This is a genomic window from Devosia litorisediminis (genome assembly GCF_018334155.1).
GTDB lineage: Bacteria > Pseudomonadota > Alphaproteobacteria > Rhizobiales > Devosiaceae > Devosia > Devosia litorisediminis.
In genome coordinates this window covers 2,049,065-2,070,097 of the sequence record NZ_JAGXTP010000001.1, presented here as the reverse complement: position 1 = coordinate 2,070,097, position 21,033 = coordinate 2,049,065, and the positions used below count along the sequence as shown (strand labels likewise).

The following is a 21,033-nucleotide window of genomic DNA, read 5'->3' as shown; positions in this document are numbered from 1 at the left end:
GGCAGGGAGATGGGGGGCAAAGCCTGGCTTGGCCGAGCTGATAATCATGCGCCCATCCTCCTCAGACGGCTGCGCGGGTCGATATACTCGTTCATGCTCACGGCCAGCAGGAACAGGCCCAGGAAGGTGATGACGATCAGGATCACCGGGATTACGATCCACCACCACACACCCACCACCATGGCCGAATGGCTATTGGCCCAGTACAGCACCGTGCCGATGGTTGGCTGGTTGATATTGGTGAACCCCAGCACCGCCAGCGTCACCTCCAGCCCGATCGACCACAGCATGTTGTTCATGAAGGTCGCGAACACGATGGGCATCACATAGGGCAGGTGCTCTTCCAGCAGCACCTTGGGTGTGCTCATGCCGGCAAACACGGCGTGGCGCGTAAACTCGCGGTGCTTCAGTCCCAATGCCACCGAACGGATCAGGCGTGCGTCAAACGGCCAGCCAAAACAAGCCATGATCAGCGCCAGCGTCATGCTGTCCATATGGCTACGCAGCACGAAGTAGAACAGCACCAGAATGGGGAAGATTGGCATCGACACGAAGATGTCGTTGATGAACATCAGCGCGCGATCAACCCACCCCCCGACATAGCCTGCTGTCAGCCCCACCGAGATCGAGATGATGCGGCTCAGCACGGCCACGGTAATCCCGAAGGTCAGACTGTTCTTGAAGGCCGCCGAGAGCTGCCAGAACATGTCCTGACCGCGCGAATTGGTACCAAACCAATACTGCCATGAGGGCGGCTGATCGGGAATGGTCAGGTAGATCAGCGAGGGGTCGACTGGTGAAAAGAAGCTGGCGGAGGCAAACACCGTGACCACGCCGACCAGCACCACGCCAATGGCGAATTCGATATTGTAGCGAATGAGATCGCGAAAAACGGCAAACATGCTGGGCCTACTCCGTACGCACGCGGGGATCGAGCAGCGGATGCAGCAGGTCCACCACGAAAATGGCGATGGCCACCGCCGTGATCGACACTGTCGATACCGCCAGCACCAGTGAATAATCTCCGGCATTGACCGCATCGATGAGCAGTGAACCCAGGCCGGGGTAGTTGAACACCTGCTCGGTGATCACCGTGCCGGAAAACACGCCGCCCAGGGCCATCGCCAGCGCCGTCAATTGCGGGACGATGGCGTTGCGGATCACATAGCTGCCAACAATGGTCTTCTGGTCCACATTGGCCAGTTCGGCATAGGTGACGTAGTCGTCATTGACGATGTTGGACACCAGCGCGCGCATGCCGATGAACCAGCCCCCAAATCCAACCAGCACGACCGATGTTGCGGGCAGGATGCCGTGTTGCAGCACCGAGCTGATAAACGGCCAGTTCCAGCCTGGGGTGACGTCCATGGCAAAGCCGCCCGATATGGGCAGCACGGGCCACAGGAACCCGAAAATGATCAGCAGGATGAAAGCGACGACGTAATAGGGGATGGGCTGGATCCCCATCGCAAATATGCCGAACGCCTTGAAAAACCTGTTGTTCTGGTTGTACCCGGCGAGTGCCCCCAGCAGATTGCCGACCACGAAGGTCACCAGGGTCGCGGACACCAGCAGCCCCAGGGTCCAAGGCATGGCGCGCATGACCAGGGTCATGGCGGGGGTCGGAAATGCCATCAGGGAAGGGCCCAGATCGCCCCGCACAAGGCGCGCCCAGAAGCTGAAATACTGGTTCAGCATTGGTTGACCCGTGCCGTACATCTCGCTCAGCGCGGCGCGGGTCGAGGCAATGGCTTCCGGTGACAGATTGGCCCGCGACGACAATCGCCCAAGCACTTGTTCAACCGGATCAATGGGGGAGAGATGGGTGACCAGAAAGGTCGCGGAAATGCCGCAGAAAATCACCGCCAGCATCTGCAGCGCGCGCTTCCCGACAAACCAGAAATAGCCTTGCATTCGAACTCCTTGCGTCTCCGCTCTGACGCGCCTGTCCTGGTGGCTGGGGCGGCTTGCCTCCCGTCACCCTCGATCCGGCGTTAGCTGGACTGGACAGTTCATACCTGCCAATGGCGCCACCTTGCGATGACGCAGATTAGTGGAGGGGCGCGTAATCCGCGCCCCTCCAGGCAGCCCGGCACAAGCCGGACCACCCGGGAGGACGCGCTTACGCGACGGGCGTGATCTGCGTGAAGATGTACCGACCGTTCGACCAGTTGGTGACCGGATTGGCATAGTTGTTTTCTGCATCCGGCCAGCCGGTCCAGAACTGGTTCGACTGAATGGAGAACACATTATAGGCCATGATCGGGATGTTCGGCATCTCCTCGAGATGCAGCTTGACGAACTCCTGGCCGTACTCGATGCCCTTGGGGTCATTGAAGTCGATGCCACGGATTTTTTCGATGATCGCGTCAAGCCGCGGATCGGACCAGCGCATCCAGTTGCGGTCTGGCTGCGATGCGCCCGGCTCAGCCACATAGGCGGAGTGGTAGCTGTCGAGGAAGAAGCTGAGATCGGGATGACCGCCCCAGGTTTCCACGGCCCAGGCGATGTTGACTTCATAGTCACCCACGCGCTGGCGGCCCCAGGTGTCCGAATCCACCTGAGCGGTGGCCTGAATGCCGTTCTGGGCCCAGGTCTGGGCGATAATGACACCAAGGCGATTGACCACGCCTTCCTGCGGCACCATCACTTCGAAGGCGAACGGTTGGCCATCTGGCATCATCCACTGGCCGCCGACCTTGTTGAAGCCGGCTGCGGTCAGCAGCTCTTCAGCCGCCGGGATGTTCTGCTTCCACCAGCCATAGCCGAACGCGTTGCGGATAGCGGCCTCCTCGCTTGGCACTGCGTCCCCGAACTGTGGGCGCACCATATCGGCGATCTGCATGCCGATGGTGGGATCATACGGCTTGACCTTTGAGGTGCCGGTATCGATCTCGTAATTGATCAGGAAGTCCTGCATTGGCGCATGGTAGTCGCGCGGATGCGTTCCCGTTGGCGGCACCGAGATGGCCGACAGCGTCGCCGCGCCACGATAGGACGCCATCGACATCGACCGCGCATCCAGCATCATCGCCAGAGCCCAGCGAACGCGCTTGTCCTGGAACTTGGGATTCTGCAGGTTCGGGATCGCCATCACCAGGGTAGGATCGGGATGAGCGTATGGGAAGCCGGCGAACCAGCCCTGGACGTTCGGGTCTTCCTTGGTGATTGAGAACGTGCCTTCCGGCGTCAGATCGTGGACCATGTCCAGATTGCCGTTACGCATCTCGATCAGGCGATTGTCGGTCGAGATATTGTTCCGGTAGATCACATATTTCGGCTTGGGTTCGGCGACCATGCCCATGGCCGTCTTGTCCCAGTCTGCGCGTTTTTCCCAGATGTACCAGGTGCCGTTCGGGTCGAACGAATGCAGCGTGTAGGGCCCAAGGCTTACGGGCGGGTTGTTCTCGAAGGTCAGGATGTCGTCGACCTTTTCAAACACATGCTTGGGCATGATCCAGGCGGCCGTCCAGCGCACCGAGAACAGCGCGTGGAAGCGCGAGTTTGGCGCATTGAGCTTGAAGTGGACCGTATAGTCGTCTGGCGCCTCGACCGAGGCGACCTGGGCTGTGAACGCGCCATTATAGGGCGTGCCTGGCGTCGCCTTCTGGGTTTCGACCGTATAGACGACGTCGGCGGAAGTGAATTCGACGCCATCGCTCCACAGGATACCCTGCTTGAGCTTGACGGTCATTTCCGAGAAGTCGTCATTGTATTCCCACAGGCCGTCGGCCAGGGAATTGTACACGGCATTGGTGCTGGCGCCTTCAATGCCCGCATCGGGGTCGATGAACCACAGCGTATCAGTGGTAAGCTGGTGCAGGCCATTGCTGGTACCCGCGCCGCTGCCCACGACCCATGGGTTGAACCATGCCGGATTGCGGATCACGCCCTCTGGATTATGGACGATGACCGTCTCGTTGCGTGGGAATTTGCCCAGATCGGGCGCGGCGCCTTCACCGTCTTGTGCGTATGCAAGCCCGTTTCCGGCCGCCATCAGCGCGCCAACGGCCGTCGTGCCGATTAGAAAACTGCGTCTATCCATATCTAACTCCTCCCTTGTCGAAACGCCTCCCGCGTTCCGTATGTAGATGCCCTCCAGCACCTATAAATCATACTTAACCAGCCCCTTATGCTTGTCAACGCGCATTGTGATGTAAATCGGAAAACATGATACACAATGCAAAGAGGCGCACCGTTGCCGATGCGCCTCCGTTGGTCGCGTGCTGTGCTCAACGCTAACAGTCTGCTAGCCAATTGCTCGCAACGGTGGGTTCCGCGCCCGCCAGATCGGCCAGCCTCGCATTCGCGCGGGGCAGGGGTGTTTTCCCCTGTTTCTCCGCTATCGGCAGCTGGCGCTAAACCTTCACCCGCACCATCTGGTACGAATAGGGCGGCAGTTTCACATCCAGCGAACCGCCTTCAGCCTTGGCGCCATTCCCCTTGCGGGGCGCCACTTCTGCCTGGTTCTTGGCCGTATTGACCGCTTGCAGATTGTCATGCGTCATCACCTGATGATCAATGATGGTGCCGGCGGCAAATCCCTGCAGGCTCACCGACACATCGATCGATTCCGTGGCATGCCGGTTGACCAGGAAGAAGCTCAGCGTCCCTTCCTCTTCATTGTGCACGCCCGACACATCCACATAGGGGGTGTTGTCGGCGTGCTTGCTGTCATAGCCGGGCGAATTGACAATCAGATTCAACGCCGTACCACGGCCGAAGATCGATGCGAAATAGTACGGATAGTAGATCGTCTGGGCCCAGGCCGGGCCGCCCTTTTCGGTCATGATCGGGGCGATCACATTCACCAGCTGCGCGATGCAGGCGATCTTGACCACGTCCGAACGGCGGATGAAGCTGTTCAGGATCAACCCGACCATCAGCACGTCTTCGAAATTGTAGATGTCCTCGAGCAGACCCGGTGCGTGCGGCCAGCCGCTATTGCCCTCCAGGATAACCCGGTCCTGCTTGTTGGAGTGGTACCAGACATTCCATTCGTCAAACGAGATGTAGACGTCGCGCTTGCTGCGCTTCTTGCTCTTCACCTGTGTGATGGTCGAGGCCACCGTGTCGATATAGGTTTCGAGTTTATGGTTCAGTGCCAGATAGTTGGCTGTGTCCTTCTCGCGATTGGCAAAGTACATGTGCAGCGAAATATGGTCGACATGCTCATAGGTGTGCTCGAGGACGATGCGTTCCCAGTCGGGATAGCTGGCCATGTCCGCATTGGATGAGCCGCACACGATCAGCTCAAGCTTGCTGTCAAACATGCGCATGGCGCGCGCCGTATTGGCGGCCAGCTTGCCATATTCATCGGCATCCTTGTGGCCGACCTGCCAGGGCCCGTCCATCTCATTGCCCAGGCACCACATCTTGACGTTGAACGGCTCCTTGCGGCCATTCTTGATGCGCAGGTCGCTCCAGTAGCTGCCGCCCGGATGGTTCACATATTCCAGAAAATTGCGCGCGTCGTCGACGCCGCGTGAACCCAGATTGACCGCCAGCATCATCTCGGTGCCGACCGTGTCGCACCAGTCGGCAAATTCATGCACGCCGACCGCATTGCTGTCCGAGGTGTGCCAGGCCAGATCCAGCCGGGTAGGGCGCTCTTCACGCGGCCCAATGCCGTCTTCCCAGTTATAGGCGGAAACGAAGTTACCCCCGGGGTAGCGCACTACGGGTACATTGAGATCCTTGACCAGCTTGGCCACATCGCCGCGCATGCCGTCCTTGTCGGCGCTCGGGTGGTCTGGCTCGTAAATGCCTTCATAGATTGCGCGACCCAGATGCTCCAGAAAGGCCCCGTAAACCCGATCATCAATAGCGCTGACCGTAAAATCCTTATGTGCGACGACCGATGCTTTCACGACGCCCTCCTCCCTCTAATCCCGTTTATCTGATTTATATCAGTTACCCCGTTGTAAACGAGGCGGCGCGGATCACGCAAGGGGAGGCAGGAAGTATTTCGTCTAGGCTTCGGTCTGCAGGCGCATGATGATTTCCTGATCGTAATTGCCGAAGCCGCGGCCAAAAATATTGATGCCGCCCGGGTGTTTAGCGTCTGGCTTGACGGCGATGCGCAAACGGATCGAATGGTGATTTGCCAGATCCAAATCGCTCAGCGAGATCGGAGAAATCTTCATCCCGTCGACATAGGTGCCGTCTGTCGTCACCCGCCAGCTCTTGAGTTTGCCATACTGGCTACCCTTGAGTTTCCACCAATCGGGGGTATAGACGCCGCGTTTGTCGCCAAAATCACCCGGGCTCATCCAGGTGCCGATTTCGGTCCCATTGACCGACAGCGTAATGTCGCTGGGCCAGTCTGCCGAGGTGCCCGGCACCTCTGAACTGAGCTCCATGGAAAACTCCATGGCCTCGATCGTGTGCTGGCTCAGCTTGGCGTTATTGGGAAACTGGTATTCGAGATAACCGCGTGTGAACCAGATCAGCCCGGCCTTCATCCGGTCGGGATCCAGAAACGTATCGGGCACATCCAGCAGCCCGATAATCCCGTCCGTCGAGCACAGCCCACACGGCGCCGACACGTCGCAACTGGTGTAAAGTCCAAGCGGCATGGCCACTTCGATGGTATTGGCCGCCAACGGTTTGATGTCTTCCTTGAACATCACCATCACTTCGTCGAACATCGAATGGCAGATCTTCTGATTGCCCTTGCGCGCCTTTTGCGTCTCGGTACGGATCAGGCCGGCGCTCTCCAGAATCTGGATATTGGTCGAAACCGTGGATTGGGGCAGGCTGAGTTTGTCGGCAATATCATTGCCGTTCATCGCGCCTTCGACATGCAGCAGCTTGAGGATTTTCACCCGGATTGGCGAAGCCAGACCCTTGAGAACATCCATATCCTCTTCGGGGTCAACGACCAGAAAATTGCGGCTCATCAGGGCTCTTTCGCGGCAGGAACAGGCTTGTGATCATTTCTATCACGAATGCTGATCCAATCAACCTTGGCCGTCTGGCGCCGCGTTGGCCCGCCCCCCGATAGCGCCAGATACCCCTGGGGATTTCAAACTTGTCCCCCTGCCTGCGCCGATGGTGTAAAACTGTCCCCCAGACGCTTGCAATCTCAGCCGGCATTGTCTATGCAGTCCCCGCGTCGGGATGATCCGTCTCCCCACGCCAGCCGGTCATCGGCCTGCTGGGGAATAGTTCAATGGTAGAACTGCGGACTCTGACTCCGTCAATCTTGGTTCGAATCCAGGTTCCCCAGCCAAATCTTTTTATCAAATTCCATCGATGACTTGTCGGGCTGTTGTAGCAGGCGGTCGTCGCTCTTTGTGGTAGCACTCTGGCTTGTGGAATAGTTCTGCAAGCTTGGGTATAACAATGACCGTTCGAATGATCGCCATTGTCGTGACGGCACTTGCATTGGCCGGGTGCGGTGGCGATGATTCTTATACTTTCTACCGCAACAGCCCACTCGATGCGGCCATGCGCATACACATTGCCTCGTTCGATAGCGGCGAGGGCGCTGCCTACAACCAGGAGAATTGTCAGGTGGCTGCCGAATTGTTCAACGCGCAGCCCGGTGTCGCTAGCCGCTTTTGGTGTGAAAAAGGGCGCTTCCAACCGTGAGGGTGTCGCGGGCTGTTGAGCATCGGCTCGCCAATTTGTAATTCTTTCAGCTACCAGTGTCACGTTTCTGTTCGGGGCTGGTAACGAGACCATTTGAGCGCGCGCTACAAAATCGGGCACTGCCGGCATCGCTCGTGAAATAGGCGGCAAACCCGCTCTGACAGCGGTGCTGATCATAGCTACCGGGATCCTGGGGGCGCAGAGCGTCACGCCGTTGATGAAGGCCCCCAAGCTCAACAATTACGCTGCAGGCTGCTTTGCCGTCGGGCTGACATCGCGTGGCTGCGGCACGGCAAAGGCGTTTCAAGTCGATCAGCTTGTCGGCGCGTTCGTGAGGCTGGTCTAGGCCCTCAATGGCGGCGACACGGCATTGCGGTTCGGCTTTTCCTGACCGGTTGCCTAAATGCGCAGCCCACTATCGGCATCAAACACATGCACGTGCTCGGGCGCGATCGTCAGCGCGATGTGATCGCCGGTCTTGAGCCCTGTCCGCTCCGATTGCACCAGCGTCACCAGCCCGTCTGCCGAGGAGATGAACGTGGTCGAGCCGGTTGATTCAACGGGGCCGACTTCCAGCCTGAACTGGCCATTCTCCGGCACTGCGCGCAAGTGCTCTGGGCGCAGACCCACCACAATGCGGCGCCCAGCCTCCAGCGCTCCGGACAGGGGGACAGCGCCGCCTTCGGCGGTGTTCAGGCCAGCGCTGCAACCATCTGCACTAACTGTTGCGGCGACAAAGTTCATCGCGGGCGACCCAATAAAGCCCGCTACGAAGCGGCTGATCGGTCGGTCATACAGTTCGAGCGGCGAGCCCTGCTGCTCGATCACCCCGTCACGCATAACCACCACATGGTCGGCCATTGTCATGGCCTCGATCTGGTCATGGGTGACATAGACAGACGTGGCACCAAGCCGGTCATGCAGGGCACGGATTTCCTTGCGCATATGGACGCGCAGCGCCGCATCGAGATTGGACAGCGGTTCATCAAACAGGAACGCCTTGGGGTTGCGGATGATTGCCCGGCCCATGGCCACGCGTTGCCGTTGCCCGCCCGAGAGCTCGCGCGGATAGCGCCCCAGCAGCCCGCTTAACCCGGTAGTTTCCGCCACATCTTCGGCTGCCCGATTGGCCTCGGCCTTTGAAGTGCCCTTGAGCCGAAGCGAATAGGTCATGTTCTCAAGCACAGTCATATGCGGATAGAGCGCATAGGTCTGGAACACCATGGCCACGTCGCGCTTGCGCGGCGGTACATTGTTCATCACTCGACCCGCGATCTTCATCGTGCCGCCCGAAATGGTTTCCAGGCCCGCCAGCGAGCGCAACAGGGTGGATTTGCCACAGCCGGAAGGCCCCACCAGCGCCACGAACTGACCTTTCTCTATGGTCAGGCTGATATTTTTCAGCGCATGGAATTCGCCATAATGCTTGTCGATGCCGACCAGTTCAATTTGCGGTTCCGCGCTCATTTGAGGGCTCCCGAGGTAAGGCCGGAGACAATCCGGCGCTGCAAGAGGACAAAGGCCGCCAGGATCGGCGTCACATAGATTGAGGCATAGGCCATGATGTTGTTCCACTCGGTGGTATTGGGGCCCATGAAGGCATTCAGACCGACACTGGCTGGCTGCAATTCCACGGCCTGAATGATCGACTTGGAATAGACGAACTCGCCAAAGGCCTGCATGAAGATCAGGATGGCCGACACCAGAATGCCGTTGCGGGCCAGCGGCAGCACGATGTTCCAGAATGCGCCGATGCGTGAATTACCATCGACCTGAGCGGCTTCTTCAAGCTCGCCGGGCACGCTCATGAAGGTTGCCCGCACCAACACCACAAAGAACGGCATGGTCTTGGCCGTCAGCGCCAACACCACGGCCAGTTGTGGGTGGTTGAGCAGACCCGCCATGGAAAAGCCGACAAACAGCGGCGTGATCATCAGGGAAGCGGGCAGCACCTGCAGCATCAGCACCAGAAACAGCGCCACATCGATCCACATATTGCGATACCGCGCCAGCACATAGGCGCAGCCGGTGCCCAGCAGGGCCGTCAGCACCATAGTGCCCGAGGCGATGATCACCGAGTTCCACAGGAACCGGCCCATATCGCGCAAGCCCCAGACATAGCCGAACACGCCCCATTGCGGGTCTGCCGGAACAAAGCCAGGTGGGGTGGCAAAGATCTCCGAGCCGGTCTTCAGGCTTGTCACATACATCCAGTAAAGCGGGAACAGATAGAGCAGGGCCAGCAGGATCGCGACCACCAGCAATAGGCGTTGGGTCCATAGCGGGGTCATCCACGCACCTCATGCTTGGTGGAACGCACATAGACAATGGCAGCCAGCATCACCACGGCGATCATGACCACCGATACAGTGGCGCCGTGCGCGAAGTCGTATTGGCGGAAGCTCAGCTCCCAGGCCCAATATTGAGCCACGTTGGAGGAATTGGCCGGACCACCCGAGGTGATCGAGGCGAACAGGTCGAACTGCTGCAGCGTGAAGATCAAACCCAGCGACACCACGGCGCCGATAGTGGCGCGCATCATGGGCAGGGTAATGGTCCAGAACCGCTGCCAACCCGTTGCACCGTCCAGCGCCGCGGCCTCGTAGAGGTCCTTGGGAATGCTGGCCAGTCCGACCGACAGCAGGATCATGTTGAACGCCGTGCCCAGCCAGATATTTGCAATGATAACTGCCCAGAGCGACCAGTTGGTATCGGAGCGCCAGAAAATGCTCTCGGAGATGAACCCGAGCGATTTCAGCACGTAGTTGAGCACGCCGAAATCCCCGGCCAGTATCCAGTTCCAGATCGCGCCGACCACCAGGCCCGGCATCACCCAGGACACCAGGAACAGGCCGCGCATATAGGCCGCGCCCGGGAATTTCAGCGAGAAGAACAACGCCAGACCAAAACCGAGCACGAACTGCCCGGCGATTGAGGCACACACAAACACCGCCGTATTGCGCAGGATGGGCCAGGTCTCGGGTTGGCTGAACACGGTGACGTAGTTGTCAAAGCCGACCCAGGGCCGATTGAGCGTCCCCAGGCTGAACAGGTCAACTTCCTGAAAACTCATCACCACATTGTACAGCAGCGGCAGGCCGCTGAGCACCACCAGAAACAGCAGTGGCACGGCGACAAGCACAATGTCGAAACCCTTGCCGTCACGCAGGCTCGAAAGCAGCCGGGACATGGTCGGTCTCCTCACTTGGTAAAATCGGCTGCCCGACACAATGCCGGGCAGCCAGTGATAGGGGGGAGGACCCTATGAACCCAGCACGCCCGAAATCGTTGAGGCGGCCTGATCAAGCGCATCTTTGGCGCTCATCTGGCCGGTCAGGGCCGACTGGATGGCGTCCTGAATAGCCTTGGAGATCTTTGGCCATTCGGGGTGTGGACCGCGTGCCTGCGCATACTGCAGCTGTTCCTGGAACACTTTGAGCGCGGCATCCTTGAGCGCAATGCCCGTTTCTGGGATGGCGATATCGGAACGCGCTGGCAACTGGCCAAATTCGGGGAACAACCGGTCGTCCTGGCTGGCGAAATATTCAAGCGCCTGGAAGGCCTCGTCAGGGTGTTTGGAGGACGAGAAGATCGCCCAGTTGAAGTCGCCCATGGCCGATGACCGCGGCGCGCCTTCTTCCGGCACGGGCAGCAAGGCCACGCCCCAGTCAAACTTGGCCTCGTCCAGCATGCGGTTGAGCTCCCACGGTCCGGAAATTACCATGGCAGCATTGCCCGAGTTGAAGGTGCCGGTGGAGTCCCACTGACCTCGTGTCAGCGTGTCGGGCGAGGCCAGCTTCTCATCAAGGATGACTTTCCAGGTCTCAAGTGCCTCTACCGCACCCGCGGCATTGATATTGTCATAGCCGCCGCCAGCCATCTGGGCCCAGGGCAGGAACTGGAACGTGCCTTCCTCGCTGGCCTTGGCTGAAAAAGCCAGGCCATAGACGTTGTTTGCGGGGTCGGTGAGGGTGCGGGCGTCTTCGACCAGCTCTGCCCAGGTCTGAGGCGGTGCGTCGATGCCTGCTGCGGCAAACAGGTCCTTGTTGTAGTACAGCGCGATGGTGTTGGTGGCCTTGGGGACGCCGAAAATCTTGCCATTCCAGCTCACGGAATTGAGCGGGCCCGGGAAGTAGTTATCGGGGTCAATGGCTTGGGAATTGGCCACCATGTCAGTGATGTCAAGAAATGCGCCGCGTGCCGCAAACAGGGCATGCTCGGGGTTGTCGACGGCAATGATGTCGGGCGCCTGGCCGGTGGCGAAGGCGCGCATGGACTCGCTGACCACGTCGTCGAACTGGATCTGGCGGTAATCCACCGTGATGCCATTGTCCATTTCGCTGAACTCTCGCGCCAGATTGAGCGCGGGCTGGTTTTCGTCATCGAGCGACCAGATGGTGATGGTCACATCTTCCTGGGCTGCGGCATTGAGCGACAGCAGCGAAACGCTCGCCAGTGCCACGATAAGGCTGGTGGTCTTGAACATGTCTTTCCTCCCTGTGCAGAACATCTGCGATAAACGCGCCGCCCGAACCCTCCCTGGCCCGGCCGGCATAACCGGCTTCAGGCCGGATTCTTCAGTGATGGATCACCGCCATCGTAGGCGGCCTGGGCGTCAACGAAGTCGCCGCCACGGCACTGTTTGAGATAGTTGAGACCACGTACCTGACCGGTCATTTCCAGCGCGTCACGGTAGACCGGGTCGTGCCAGCCTTCGATGTCGATCGAGCCCCGATAGCCGGCCAGTCGCAACTCGGAAATCACATCGGTCCAGTTGCTGTCGCCAAATCCGGGCGTGCGCATGAAGACGAACGGCTCCTTGCCGAACACGCCATGTTCGCGAATGACCTCCCAGCGCACCGTGGCGTCCTTGCCATGTACGTGAAAGAATTTATGCGCCCATTTGCGGATCTGGGGCAGGGGATCAATCAGATAGACCAACTGGTGGCAGGGCTCCCATTCGAGCCCGATATTGTCATCTGGGGTCTCGTTGAACATCAGTTCCCAGGCGTCGGGATTGTGCGCAATGTTCCAGTCGCCGGTCTGCCAATTGCCATCCATGGCGCAATTTTCAAAGGCGATCTTGACGCCCTTGTCAGCGGCGCGCTTGGCCAGTTCACTCCAGACCTGCTTGTATTTGGGCAGGCTGTCGGTCAGCTTCTGGTTGCGAATGCGGCCGGTGAAGCCCGCCACGCAAGTGGCACCGAAATGGTGGGCATTGTCGATGCAGTCCTTCCAGCCCTGCAGGGTCTGGCGATCCATCTCCTGGTCTTCCAGTGGATTGCCGAACATGCCCAAGGTCGAAATGGTAATGTCGCGATCACCAATGGCGTCGCGTGAACGCTTGCCCAGTTCGGCAAGATCCTGACCATTGGTGGTCTGCCAGAAAAACGGTTCAAAGCTCTCAAAGCCCAGATCGGCAATAGCTGCGATGTTCTCAGGCGCCTTGCCCTCGGTCGCCTGAATCATGGTGCCGATACGGATGGATTTGGCTGGATTGCTCACGAGTGAATTTCCTGATTTGCGATTAGGACGCGTTGGCCGATCTTGGCGCTTTCGATGGCGGCAAAGACCATGGCCAGACTGTTGATGTTGTCAGTGCCGACAGTTTCGGGTGCGCGGCCCTCTGCAATGGCATCGAGGAAGTCGGCGATCACGCTGGCATGGCCGTGGGTTTGGGCAATGTCGGCGGGCTCTGGAACGTCCAGAGGGGTCAACTCGCGGAAGAAGCCACTGTCGCCGCTCACCACCCTGGCCTCAAAGCTCTCTTCGCCATCCCACAGCAGCGTGCCCTTGGTGCCGATGATCCGCCAGGCGCTCTCCCAACTGGTATTGGCGCCCTCGGCACACCAACTGCCGCGATAGTTGAAGACCACACCGTGATCGAACTCGAAGATCGCATTGGCGGCAGCCCCGTGCGCATACCAGGACCCGCTTGGATTGGTTTCCAGGCAATACACCGCCTTGGGAGCAACGCCCGCCATGTAGCGCGCAGCGTCCAGTGTGTGGATGGCCATGTCCAGCAGCAATACGTTGTCCATTTCTTCGCGGAAGCCGCCAAAATGGGCGCCGATGAAGAAGTCACAATGCAGCGCAGTGACCTCGCCCAGGCTGCCGCTTTCGATCAGGCGACGAATACGTCGAATACCTGCGATGAAGCGCCGGTTCTGAACGATGGCATGCACGCGCCCGGCAGCTTTTGCGGCAGCAATCATGGTCTGCGCGGCATCCAGACTGGCCGCCATCGGCTTTTCGCTGAGCACGTGGCAGCCATGGTGCAATGCGCGCGTCACGACGTCCTGCCGCGCGGTCGGCACAACGACATCAAACAGCAAATCCGGCTTGGTAGCGCTCAGCACGGTTTCGAGGTCGGTGCCGATCATCGCGTCGCCTAGTCCAAACTCTTCGGCGCGCGCCTGTGCGGTGGCGAGGTCAAGATCGACCAGACCAACAATCTCGACGCGACCCTGCAGGGGAAGATGATCGGCGAGCGCCGACAACCAACCTTTGGACATGCTTCCGCAACCCGCGAGAACGGCCTTGAACACCAAAATGAAAACCTCCCAGGGCAGCGCCGCTCTCATCTTGCGTGAGGATAGTGCGCATATCCGTAAACGTTTACGACGATAGATTGGCGACGGTTGCCCTGTCAATGCTGCTTCGTAAACGTTTCTGGATTTGGTCGGGCATGTGGATAACTGAGCGCCTCAACGCTTGCAATGCAGGCAGGGGGCGTTCATTGAAGACATTGCCGCGCCGCGCCACACGCAGCGCTAACACCTTGGGAAAGCTGCGACATGAAAGGCATTCGGCGTCTCGCGCAGCATCTCGATATTTCTATCGGAACGGTGTCGCGCGCCCTCAATGGCAAACCCGATGTAAACGAGAAAACCCGCCAGCGCGTGCTCGAGGCTGCAGCCGAACTGGGCTATGTGCCCAATCAGGCCGGACGCTCGCTGCGCAAGGGAACGACAGGTGTGGTTGGTTTCATGATGCAGACGGGTGCTCAGATCACGGGTGAGGGCGACGTCTTCTTCATGAGCGTGTTCGATGGCGTGCAAACAGTCTTCGCGCGTCATCAACTCGATCTGGTCGCGCTGCTGTGCTCTTCCGAGGAAGATCCTGATGACTATCTGCAGCGCATTGTGGCGCGAGGCTTTGCCGACGCGCTGATCATTTCGGCCACCAAGCGCGTCGACCCCCGTATCGAATATCTGGCCAATCGCAAAATTCCCTTTGTGGCTCTGGGTCGCAGTGAGACCGATGCCGGCCAGCCCTGGCTCGATCTGGACTTTGCCGGCATGGCGACGATGGGCGTCGACCGGCTGGTCGCCAAGGGCCATCGTCGCATTGGCGTGTTCGTGCCGCACGATGAGCTCAATCTGGGCTTCGTGTTTCTCGAAAGCTACCGCAAGGCGCTGGTGGCGCATGGTATTCCGTTTGATCCAGCTTTGGTCTTCCGGGCCTATCCCAATGAGCGCGGTGGTCACCAGATCGCCCAGAGTATTGCATCCATGTCCAAGGATCAGCGCCCGACCGGTTTTGTGCTGACCAACGAGGTCATGTCGGTCGGACTCTATCGGGGGCTCTACGATAGCGGTCTCGAGCCGGGTAGGGACTTTGCGATTATTGGGCGCGACAGTCCCCACGCCCACTACCTCACGCCCAAGCTGACCTGCTTTCGTATTTCACTGCGCGATCTCGGTATCGCCCTTGCAGAAGCGCTGCTCGCCACTATGCCCGCCTATGGTGATCAATATCGTCTGGGGGTGGTTCGGCGCGTGGTCCCCATGCAATTGGTTGAAGGCGATAGCGACGCCCCGGTGCGCTGAGGCGCCTCTTGAACGGCTGGCATTGTCCAGACGCTTTCACGCAAAAAAACGGCCGGCTCCAGGGAAGCCGACCGTCTTCGGGAGTGTAGGTGAGGGTGATCAGCGATCCCCCCCCCCGAGGGTCAACTAGCCCTTGATCTGGAAAGTCTCGAGCTGAGCCGCGTTGGTCTCGTCGATCAACACGCAGTCCATCGAGATCTTCTCGTCAACGCCGGTCGAGCCTTCCTTGAGATACTTGTCGGCCAGTTCCACAGCATACTGAGCCTGACGGTAAGCGGGCTGCAGCACGGTTGCGTGGATCTTGCCGGCGGTGATGGCATCGCGCACGTCATTGGAGCCGTCAAAGCCCACCACGATCACGTCGCTGCGGCCCGCGGCTTCAAGTGCCGCCACGGCGCCCATGGCCATGGTGTCGTTGCCGGCGATAACGCCTTTGATGTCCGGATTGGCCTGCAGGATGGATTCCATCTTGGTGAAGGCTTCGGTCTGGCTCCAGTTGGCGCTCTGCTGCGCAACCATGATCATGTCTGGATACTGATCGATCACGTCATGATAGCCCGAAGAGCGGATACCGGCATTGGTGTCGGATTCCTTGCCCACCAGTTCAACATAATTGCCAGCTTCGCCCATGGCTTCAACAAAGGATTCAGCACCCAGTGTTGCGCCCTGGTAGTTGTTCGACACGATCTGCGCGACAGCAACGCCGGTGGCATTGATTTCACGGTCGATCAGGAATGAGGGAATACCTGCGTCCTTGGCCTTCTGCACCGCAGCGACCGAGGCGTCAGCACCAGCATTGTCCAGAATGATGGCAACGGCGCCAGCAGCGATGGCGGAGTCGATCAACTCATTCTGCTTGTTGGCGTCGTCATCGTGCGAATAGACCTGCGTTGCATAGCCCATTTCCTCGGCGCGCGCTTTTGCACCCTCAGCTTCAGCTGCAAAGAATGGGTTGTCGTGGCTTGGCGTGATAATCACGACCAGGTCCTGAGCCATTGTTGGCGCTGCCATCGCAACGCCTGCGATGGCACCCAGTGCCAAAGCAGCAATAGTCTTTACGATCTTCATTGTGTCCTCCAAGTGCCCTGTATGGGGGCGTTTCGCAAACACCAGCGCTTTCGGCTGATTGGTATTTTTTGCGTTTTTTGATGATTACAAATGAAGTCAAGAAGAGTCAATGAGCCGTTTCTTTCGAAGGGCGTAAAAATTCAACATACAACTAGACAAACGGCAGCGTGCCGCACAGTTAGGGCGACTGGGAGCTTGCTATGGACGAGGAAGAAAAGACGCAGGAAAGCCGCGATCAGCGCGCGACGATAACTTCGATGCCGCGCTTCTCGAATTCTGCACGGTCGGCATCGGTAATGCCGTCATCGGTGATGAAACCGCCGATCAGATCGATTGGCCCCAGCGACGAGAACGAGGTCCGGCCAATCTTGGAGCTGTCAGCGACCAGATACACTTTTGAAGCCGCCTTGATCATGGCGCGTTTGACATAGAGGTCGGCCATGGCGGGGAAGGTGAGCCCGGCTTCGAACGACACCGCGGCCGTGGCCAGGAACAGCTTTTCGGCAAAAATGCCTTCAAAGAAGTCGCCTGATTTCTCACCGGTCAGCGATAGTGTGGGCGCCTTGAACAGCCCGCCCGACATATGCACCGTCATCGACGGTAGGGCGCCCAGCGTCAGCGCAATATTGATCGCATTGGTGATCACGTTCAGATTGTGATGTCCCAGCAGGCTGTTGGCGACCTCGGTTGTCGTTGAGCCGGAATCAATGATGATGGTTTCGCCGGGGCCAACCAGAGCGGCAGCAGCGCGCCCGATCTTCTTCTTGTTGTCCATATTGGTCAGATGCTGCAACGACATGGATTGTACCTGCTGCGGCATCGATTTTAGGTAGGCGCCGCCATGCTCGCGCACAACGAAACCATCAGTATCGAGTTTTTCCAGATCCTGCCGAATGGTTGCTTCGGAAACGCCGAACGCAACCGACAGATCCCGCACGCGCGCGCTGCCTTCTTCCTGCAGCCATTCCAGGATTTTCATCCGGCGCGGTTCAGCCAGCAGGTTCTGCCGCGACGCATCCGTGTTCGCTGTGCGGGCCTTGCGTGTGGGTTTGGCGCTGGTTGTCCTGGAATCGGCCAAGTCGTCGCTCCTCGCGTGGGTTATGCCCCTCCTACCCCTGACGGGAATTGGCGGCAAGCCTGCGTTGCAACTGATCGAGCACAACAGCGGCAATAATCACAAGTCCTTTGATCACCATCTGCCAGAATTCCGAAACACCCATCATCACCAGGCCGTCGCTCAGCACGCCGATAACAAAGGCGCCAACAATGGTTCCGCCGATCAGACCGCGGCCGCCCGACAGCGAAGTGCCACCCAGAACCGCCGCAGCAATGGCATTCAATTCGAATGTTTCGCCGCTGGCCGGGTGCGATGCCACCAGCTGCGACGATACGATCAGGCCGACCACGGCAGCGCAGAATCCGGAGATCATATAGACCGCGATCTTGATGCGATCCACACGCACACCGGACAATGCAGCAGCACGCTCATTGCCGCCCACGGCGTAGACGCGGCGCCCGAATGGTGTCCGTTGCGCCACATAGGCCGCAATAAGGGCCAGTACGATCAGCATCACGATCGAAACCGGAATGCCCAGAATGGAACCCGAGCCAATGAAGGGATACCCCTGATTGCCCAGTTCCGGCTTGCCCACCAGGTTCGAGAATGTCGCGCCGCCTGACAGCAGCAGTGCCGAGCCACGCGCAACATACAGCGTGCCCAGCGTGGCAATGAACGGCGCAACACCCAGTTTGGTTATGAGAAACCCGTTGATCGCCCCGATCGCCGTGCCTACGCCCAGCGCAATCAGCACCACTTCAATCACGTTGGGGTAGATGACCACACCCAGCATTGGCAATTGCAGGCCGTGTACGAGCAATCCGCCTGCGACCATCCCGGTGAGGCCTACGATAGAGCCGACAGAAAGGTCGATACCCCCGGTCAAGATGACGTAGGTCATGCCGATCGCCAGAATGGCGTTGATCGCCACGTGCTTGGAAACGATCACCGCATTGGCGACTGAGACGAAGTTCGGCGCCATCAGCGCGAAAAACACAACGACGATGATCAGCGCAATAAAAGTGCGCAATTTCAGCAACAGCAGCAGGGCTGACTGGCCGCCGCCAGCACTCGATTGGGCAGATGCAGTGGCAGTAGACATGATGGCTCCTTAGGCGACCGCTTGCACGTTGGGTTTCGGGGTGGAAGCGAGTACAAGCGCTTCGTCGGTAGCGTCTTCGGCGCGTAAATCCGCCGTGATCTTGCCATACGCCATGACCAGAATGCGGTCGGCTACGGCATGTGTCTCTTTGAGGTCCGAGGTGGTGTAAACCACCGCCAAGCCGCTGTCGGCCAGATCGCGCATGGTGCTGAACACCTCGCCCTTGGCCCCGATATCGATGCCGCGGCTCGGCTCGTCGAGTAGCAGCACGCGCGGCTGGGTCAATAGCGATTTGCCTATGACAACCTTTTGCTGATTGCCTCCCGAAAGCGATGTGATTGGCGCATCGGCGCTGGAGGTCTTGATATGCAATTGGCCGATTACCTGCTGCAGCAATGGGGCTTCAGCGCTCTTTGATATCGATAGAAACTTGGTGAACCGACGCAGGCTCGCCAGTCCCAGATTGCCGCCAACGGACAGGTTCTGCACCAGACCATCGCGTTGGCGATCCTCCGGTACCAGCAATAGTCCGGCCTTCATGCGGCGATTGATCGAGTGGCCCGCAAGTTCTTTGCCATCCAGCAGCACCGAACCGGTGGCGTTGGATCGCAATCCATAGAGGCTTTCGAACAGCTCTGTTCGGCCAGCGCCGAGCAGGCCGTAGATCGCCGTTATTTCTCCGGTTTTGAAAGACACCGAGACGTCGTCGACGGCCAACCCTGCACCCGGCCGCGCGAGCTTGAGATTCTTCACTTCCAGAATGGCAGGGCCCGCTGATGCCGCTGGCGGCCGCTTGGCGACGACCTCGTCGGCGCCCAGCATTTTCTGGATGATCCACGGGATGGTCACATCTGCGCTTGACGCTGTCGCCGCCAACTGGCCATCGCGCAACACTGTAAAATGGTCGCCGATCCGCACCAGTTCTTCCAGGCGGTGCGAGATGTAGATGATCGCAACACCGGCGCGTTTGAGCTCGCCAATCACCTTGAACAGCACTTCCACTTCCGAGGCCGAAAGTGCCGAGGTCGGCTCGTCCATGATCAGGATGCGCGCGTCCTCAGCCAAGGCTTTGGCGATCTCAACGATCTGCTGCTCGCCAATCATCAGATCGGCCACCAGTGCATCGGGATCAATGGCGTGTTCAAGCAGGCCGATAAGCTGGGCAGCGCGCTCTTTCTGGGCTGCGCGGTCGACATGGAAACCCATCTTTGCAATGTCACGCCCAAGAAAAATGTTCTCGGTCACGCTCAGATTGGGGCAAAGATTGAGCTCCTGAAACACGATGCCAATGCCCTTGCTAGCAGCGTCCCGAATGGAGGAGAAGCTGACAATCTCTTCTCCCATGGTGATCGTCCCCAGGGTTGGTTGCTCCACGCCTGCCAGAATTTTCATCAGCGTGGACTTGCCTGCGCCGTTTTCGCCGATCAGCACGTTGACCGCCCCGGCATGGACGTCAAAATCGACGTTCTGCAGGGCCAGTGTGCCGGGAAAGGCTTTGGTTATGGCACGGGCGCTCAGGACAATATCGCTCATGGCCCCGTCTTCTCCAGAACCACCGGGGTGATCAGCATGCGGTCACTGGTGTTGGCGATGCTCATGGCGCCGGTAAAAGCTATTTGGTCGCCGACTTTCAACTCTTCTATGCTGCCCGATACGCCTTCTAGCGCCAGCGCAGTCAGCGCCTTGCCAGCGTCAGCAAATTCGAGCTGGTTGATGAAATCCTTGAAAGAGACAAAAGGCAGGGCATCTCGTACTGCATTGCCACGGATGACCGGACCGATTTGCAGCATTGCCTGCAGTGATCCTGTCGCGTCATCGAGTTCGACAACCATCGTACCGGCGCGAGACTCTGTGTTCTTTTCGACGACAGTGCCGGTGCCGGTAACGACAAAACTCCAGGGAGAGCCTTCGCCGGCCCGGCTGCCATATTGCGGGCCCGCCACACTCAGATCTGCACTGATTGCCGGCAGAACCTCGGTCACCGGTTGCGCCGTGTCCCCGAAATGGGCGAAGCCGCGTTCGCTCCAGATCGCGCTGGCATAACCGGCGGCGTCAAAGCCCGCCTCTTCTTGCGCGCCATCCTCGCTGATCGGTACAATCTTGCACCCCGCCAGGGGCACAGCGAGAGCCAGCGTCAGCGCAATGCCGACAACAAACCGGTGAACCACTGGCAATCTCCTCGTTATCGTACCGCTGACCATTCCGGTTCATTGCGATATTTTTCGATTTCCGTTCTTTGAAGCATCTCTGCGTAGTGTGTCAATGGTCCTTATTCACCTGTTAGTCGCCTATATCACCATGTTTTTGTGCGCTTTGCTTCATTTTCGTTTTCCGCAGAAAACGCAAATTTTCTCATTGCCACCGTCATCGCCCGGCGC

Annotated in this window: 19 protein-coding genes and 1 tRNA gene; 4 read left to right on the top strand and 16 right to left on the bottom strand. The window is 59.0% G+C overall.

The window, feature by feature from the left end; genetic code table 11:
- Positions 1-44 precede the first annotated feature (44 nt).
- The 5 genes from KD146_RS09910 to KD146_RS09890 all read right to left on the bottom strand — a co-directional run bounded on the left by KD146_RS09910 (position 45) and on the right by KD146_RS09890 (position 6,902).
- Positions 45-902: an ABC transporter permease gene (locus tag KD146_RS09910; RefSeq protein WP_212658509.1), complete on the bottom strand. Its 858-nt coding sequence runs from the start codon at positions 900-902 to the stop codon at positions 45-47.
- A gap of 7 nt (positions 903-909) precedes the next feature.
- Positions 910-1,914, bottom strand: a complete 1,005-nt coding sequence (locus KD146_RS09905; protein ID WP_212658508.1) for an ABC transporter permease — start codon at positions 1,912-1,914, stop codon at positions 910-912.
- A gap of 208 nt (positions 1,915-2,122) precedes the next feature.
- The gene (locus KD146_RS09900) at positions 2,123-4,045 is read right to left on the bottom strand and encodes an ABC transporter substrate-binding protein (protein WP_212658507.1); all 1,923 of its coding nucleotides are present in this window, start codon (positions 4,043-4,045) and stop codon (positions 2,123-2,125) included.
- Between the two features lie 313 nt (positions 4,046-4,358).
- Positions 4,359-5,870 (bottom strand): arabinosylfuranosidase ArfA, encoded by a 1,512-nt coding sequence (gene arfA, locus KD146_RS09895; RefSeq protein ID WP_212658506.1) that lies wholly within the window; start codon positions 5,868-5,870, stop codon positions 4,359-4,361.
- Between the two features lie 102 nt (positions 5,871-5,972).
- Positions 5,973-6,902 (bottom strand): ArsR/SmtB family transcription factor, encoded by a 930-nt coding sequence (locus KD146_RS09890; protein WP_212658505.1) that lies wholly within the window; start codon positions 6,900-6,902, stop codon positions 5,973-5,975.
- 258 nt (positions 6,903-7,160) lie between these two features.
- Here KD146_RS09890 and KD146_RS09885 point away from each other — a divergent pair.
- From KD146_RS09885 to KD146_RS09875, 3 genes are all read left to right on the top strand, one after another.
- Positions 7,161-7,234 (top strand) — tRNA-Gln (locus KD146_RS09885).
- Positions 7,235-7,359: 125 nt separating this feature from the next.
- Positions 7,360-7,596 (top strand): hypothetical protein, encoded by a 237-nt coding sequence (locus KD146_RS09880; RefSeq protein ID WP_212658504.1) that lies wholly within the window; start codon positions 7,360-7,362, stop codon positions 7,594-7,596.
- Positions 7,597-7,723: 127 nt separating this feature from the next.
- Positions 7,724-7,942, top strand: a complete 219-nt coding sequence (locus KD146_RS09875; RefSeq protein ID WP_212659180.1) for an LrgB family protein — start codon at positions 7,724-7,726, stop codon at positions 7,940-7,942.
- 53 nt (positions 7,943-7,995) lie between these two features.
- On the opposite strand, the gene KD146_RS09870 is transcribed toward KD146_RS09875, so the two are convergent.
- The 6 genes from KD146_RS09870 to KD146_RS09845 all read right to left on the bottom strand — a co-directional run bounded on the left by KD146_RS09870 (position 7,996) and on the right by KD146_RS09845 (position 14,147).
- The gene (locus KD146_RS09870; protein ID WP_212658503.1) at positions 7,996-9,063 is read right to left on the bottom strand and encodes an ABC transporter ATP-binding protein; all 1,068 of its coding nucleotides are present in this window, start codon (positions 9,061-9,063) and stop codon (positions 7,996-7,998) included.
- Entirely contained in the window at positions 9,060-9,887 is an 828-nt protein-coding gene (locus KD146_RS09865) for a carbohydrate ABC transporter permease (protein ID WP_212658502.1), read from the bottom strand. The genes KD146_RS09870 and KD146_RS09865 overlap by 4 nt, the downstream gene beginning before the upstream one ends.
- On the bottom strand, positions 9,884-10,786 hold the full coding sequence (locus tag KD146_RS09860) for a carbohydrate ABC transporter permease (RefSeq protein ID WP_212658501.1): 903 nt from the start codon (positions 10,784-10,786) through the stop codon (positions 9,884-9,886). Before KD146_RS09860 ends, KD146_RS09865 begins: the two co-directional genes overlap by 4 nt.
- A gap of 72 nt (positions 10,787-10,858) precedes the next feature.
- Positions 10,859-12,082 carry an ABC transporter substrate-binding protein gene (locus KD146_RS09855; RefSeq protein WP_212658500.1) on the bottom strand — a complete coding sequence of 408 codons (1,224 nt, stop codon included), beginning with the start codon at positions 12,080-12,082 and terminating at the stop codon, positions 10,859-10,861.
- Positions 12,083-12,159: 77 nt separating this feature from the next.
- The gene (locus KD146_RS09850; RefSeq protein ID WP_212658499.1) at positions 12,160-13,101 is read right to left on the bottom strand and encodes a sugar phosphate isomerase/epimerase family protein; all 942 of its coding nucleotides are present in this window, start codon (positions 13,099-13,101) and stop codon (positions 12,160-12,162) included.
- Positions 13,098-14,147, bottom strand: a complete 1,050-nt coding sequence (locus KD146_RS09845) for a Gfo/Idh/MocA family protein (protein ID WP_212658498.1) — start codon at positions 14,145-14,147, stop codon at positions 13,098-13,100. Before KD146_RS09845 ends, KD146_RS09850 begins: the two co-directional genes overlap by 4 nt.
- Before the next feature lie 246 nt (positions 14,148-14,393).
- On the opposite strand from KD146_RS09845, the gene KD146_RS09840 reads away from it, so the two are divergent.
- Positions 14,394-15,428 (top strand): LacI family DNA-binding transcriptional regulator, encoded by a 1,035-nt coding sequence (locus tag KD146_RS09840; protein WP_212658497.1) that lies wholly within the window; start codon positions 14,394-14,396, stop codon positions 15,426-15,428.
- A 126-nt stretch (positions 15,429-15,554) separates the two neighbouring features.
- On the opposite strand, the gene KD146_RS09835 is transcribed toward KD146_RS09840, so the two are convergent.
- From KD146_RS09835 to KD146_RS09815, 5 genes are all read right to left on the bottom strand, one after another.
- Positions 15,555-16,439 (bottom strand): D-ribose ABC transporter substrate-binding protein, encoded by an 885-nt coding sequence (locus KD146_RS09835; protein WP_249327818.1) that lies wholly within the window; start codon positions 16,437-16,439, stop codon positions 15,555-15,557.
- A gap of 292 nt (positions 16,440-16,731) precedes the next feature.
- Positions 16,732-17,574, bottom strand: a complete 843-nt coding sequence (locus tag KD146_RS09830) for a DeoR/GlpR family DNA-binding transcription regulator (RefSeq protein WP_249327634.1) — start codon at positions 17,572-17,574, stop codon at positions 16,732-16,734.
- A 31-nt stretch (positions 17,575-17,605) separates the two neighbouring features.
- Positions 17,606-18,655: an ABC transporter permease gene (locus KD146_RS09825; protein WP_212658495.1), complete on the bottom strand. Its 1,050-nt coding sequence runs from the start codon at positions 18,653-18,655 to the stop codon at positions 17,606-17,608.
- Positions 18,656-18,664: 9 nt separating this feature from the next.
- Positions 18,665-20,188 carry a sugar ABC transporter ATP-binding protein gene (locus KD146_RS09820; protein WP_212658494.1) on the bottom strand — a complete coding sequence of 508 codons (1,524 nt, stop codon included), beginning with the start codon at positions 20,186-20,188 and terminating at the stop codon, positions 18,665-18,667.
- A complete protein-coding gene (locus tag KD146_RS09815) occupies positions 20,185-20,823 on the bottom strand; it encodes a DUF2291 family protein (protein ID WP_212658493.1) in 639 nt (212 codons plus the stop codon). Before KD146_RS09815 ends, KD146_RS09820 begins: the two co-directional genes overlap by 4 nt.
- Between the last annotated feature and the right edge of the window lie 210 nt (positions 20,824-21,033).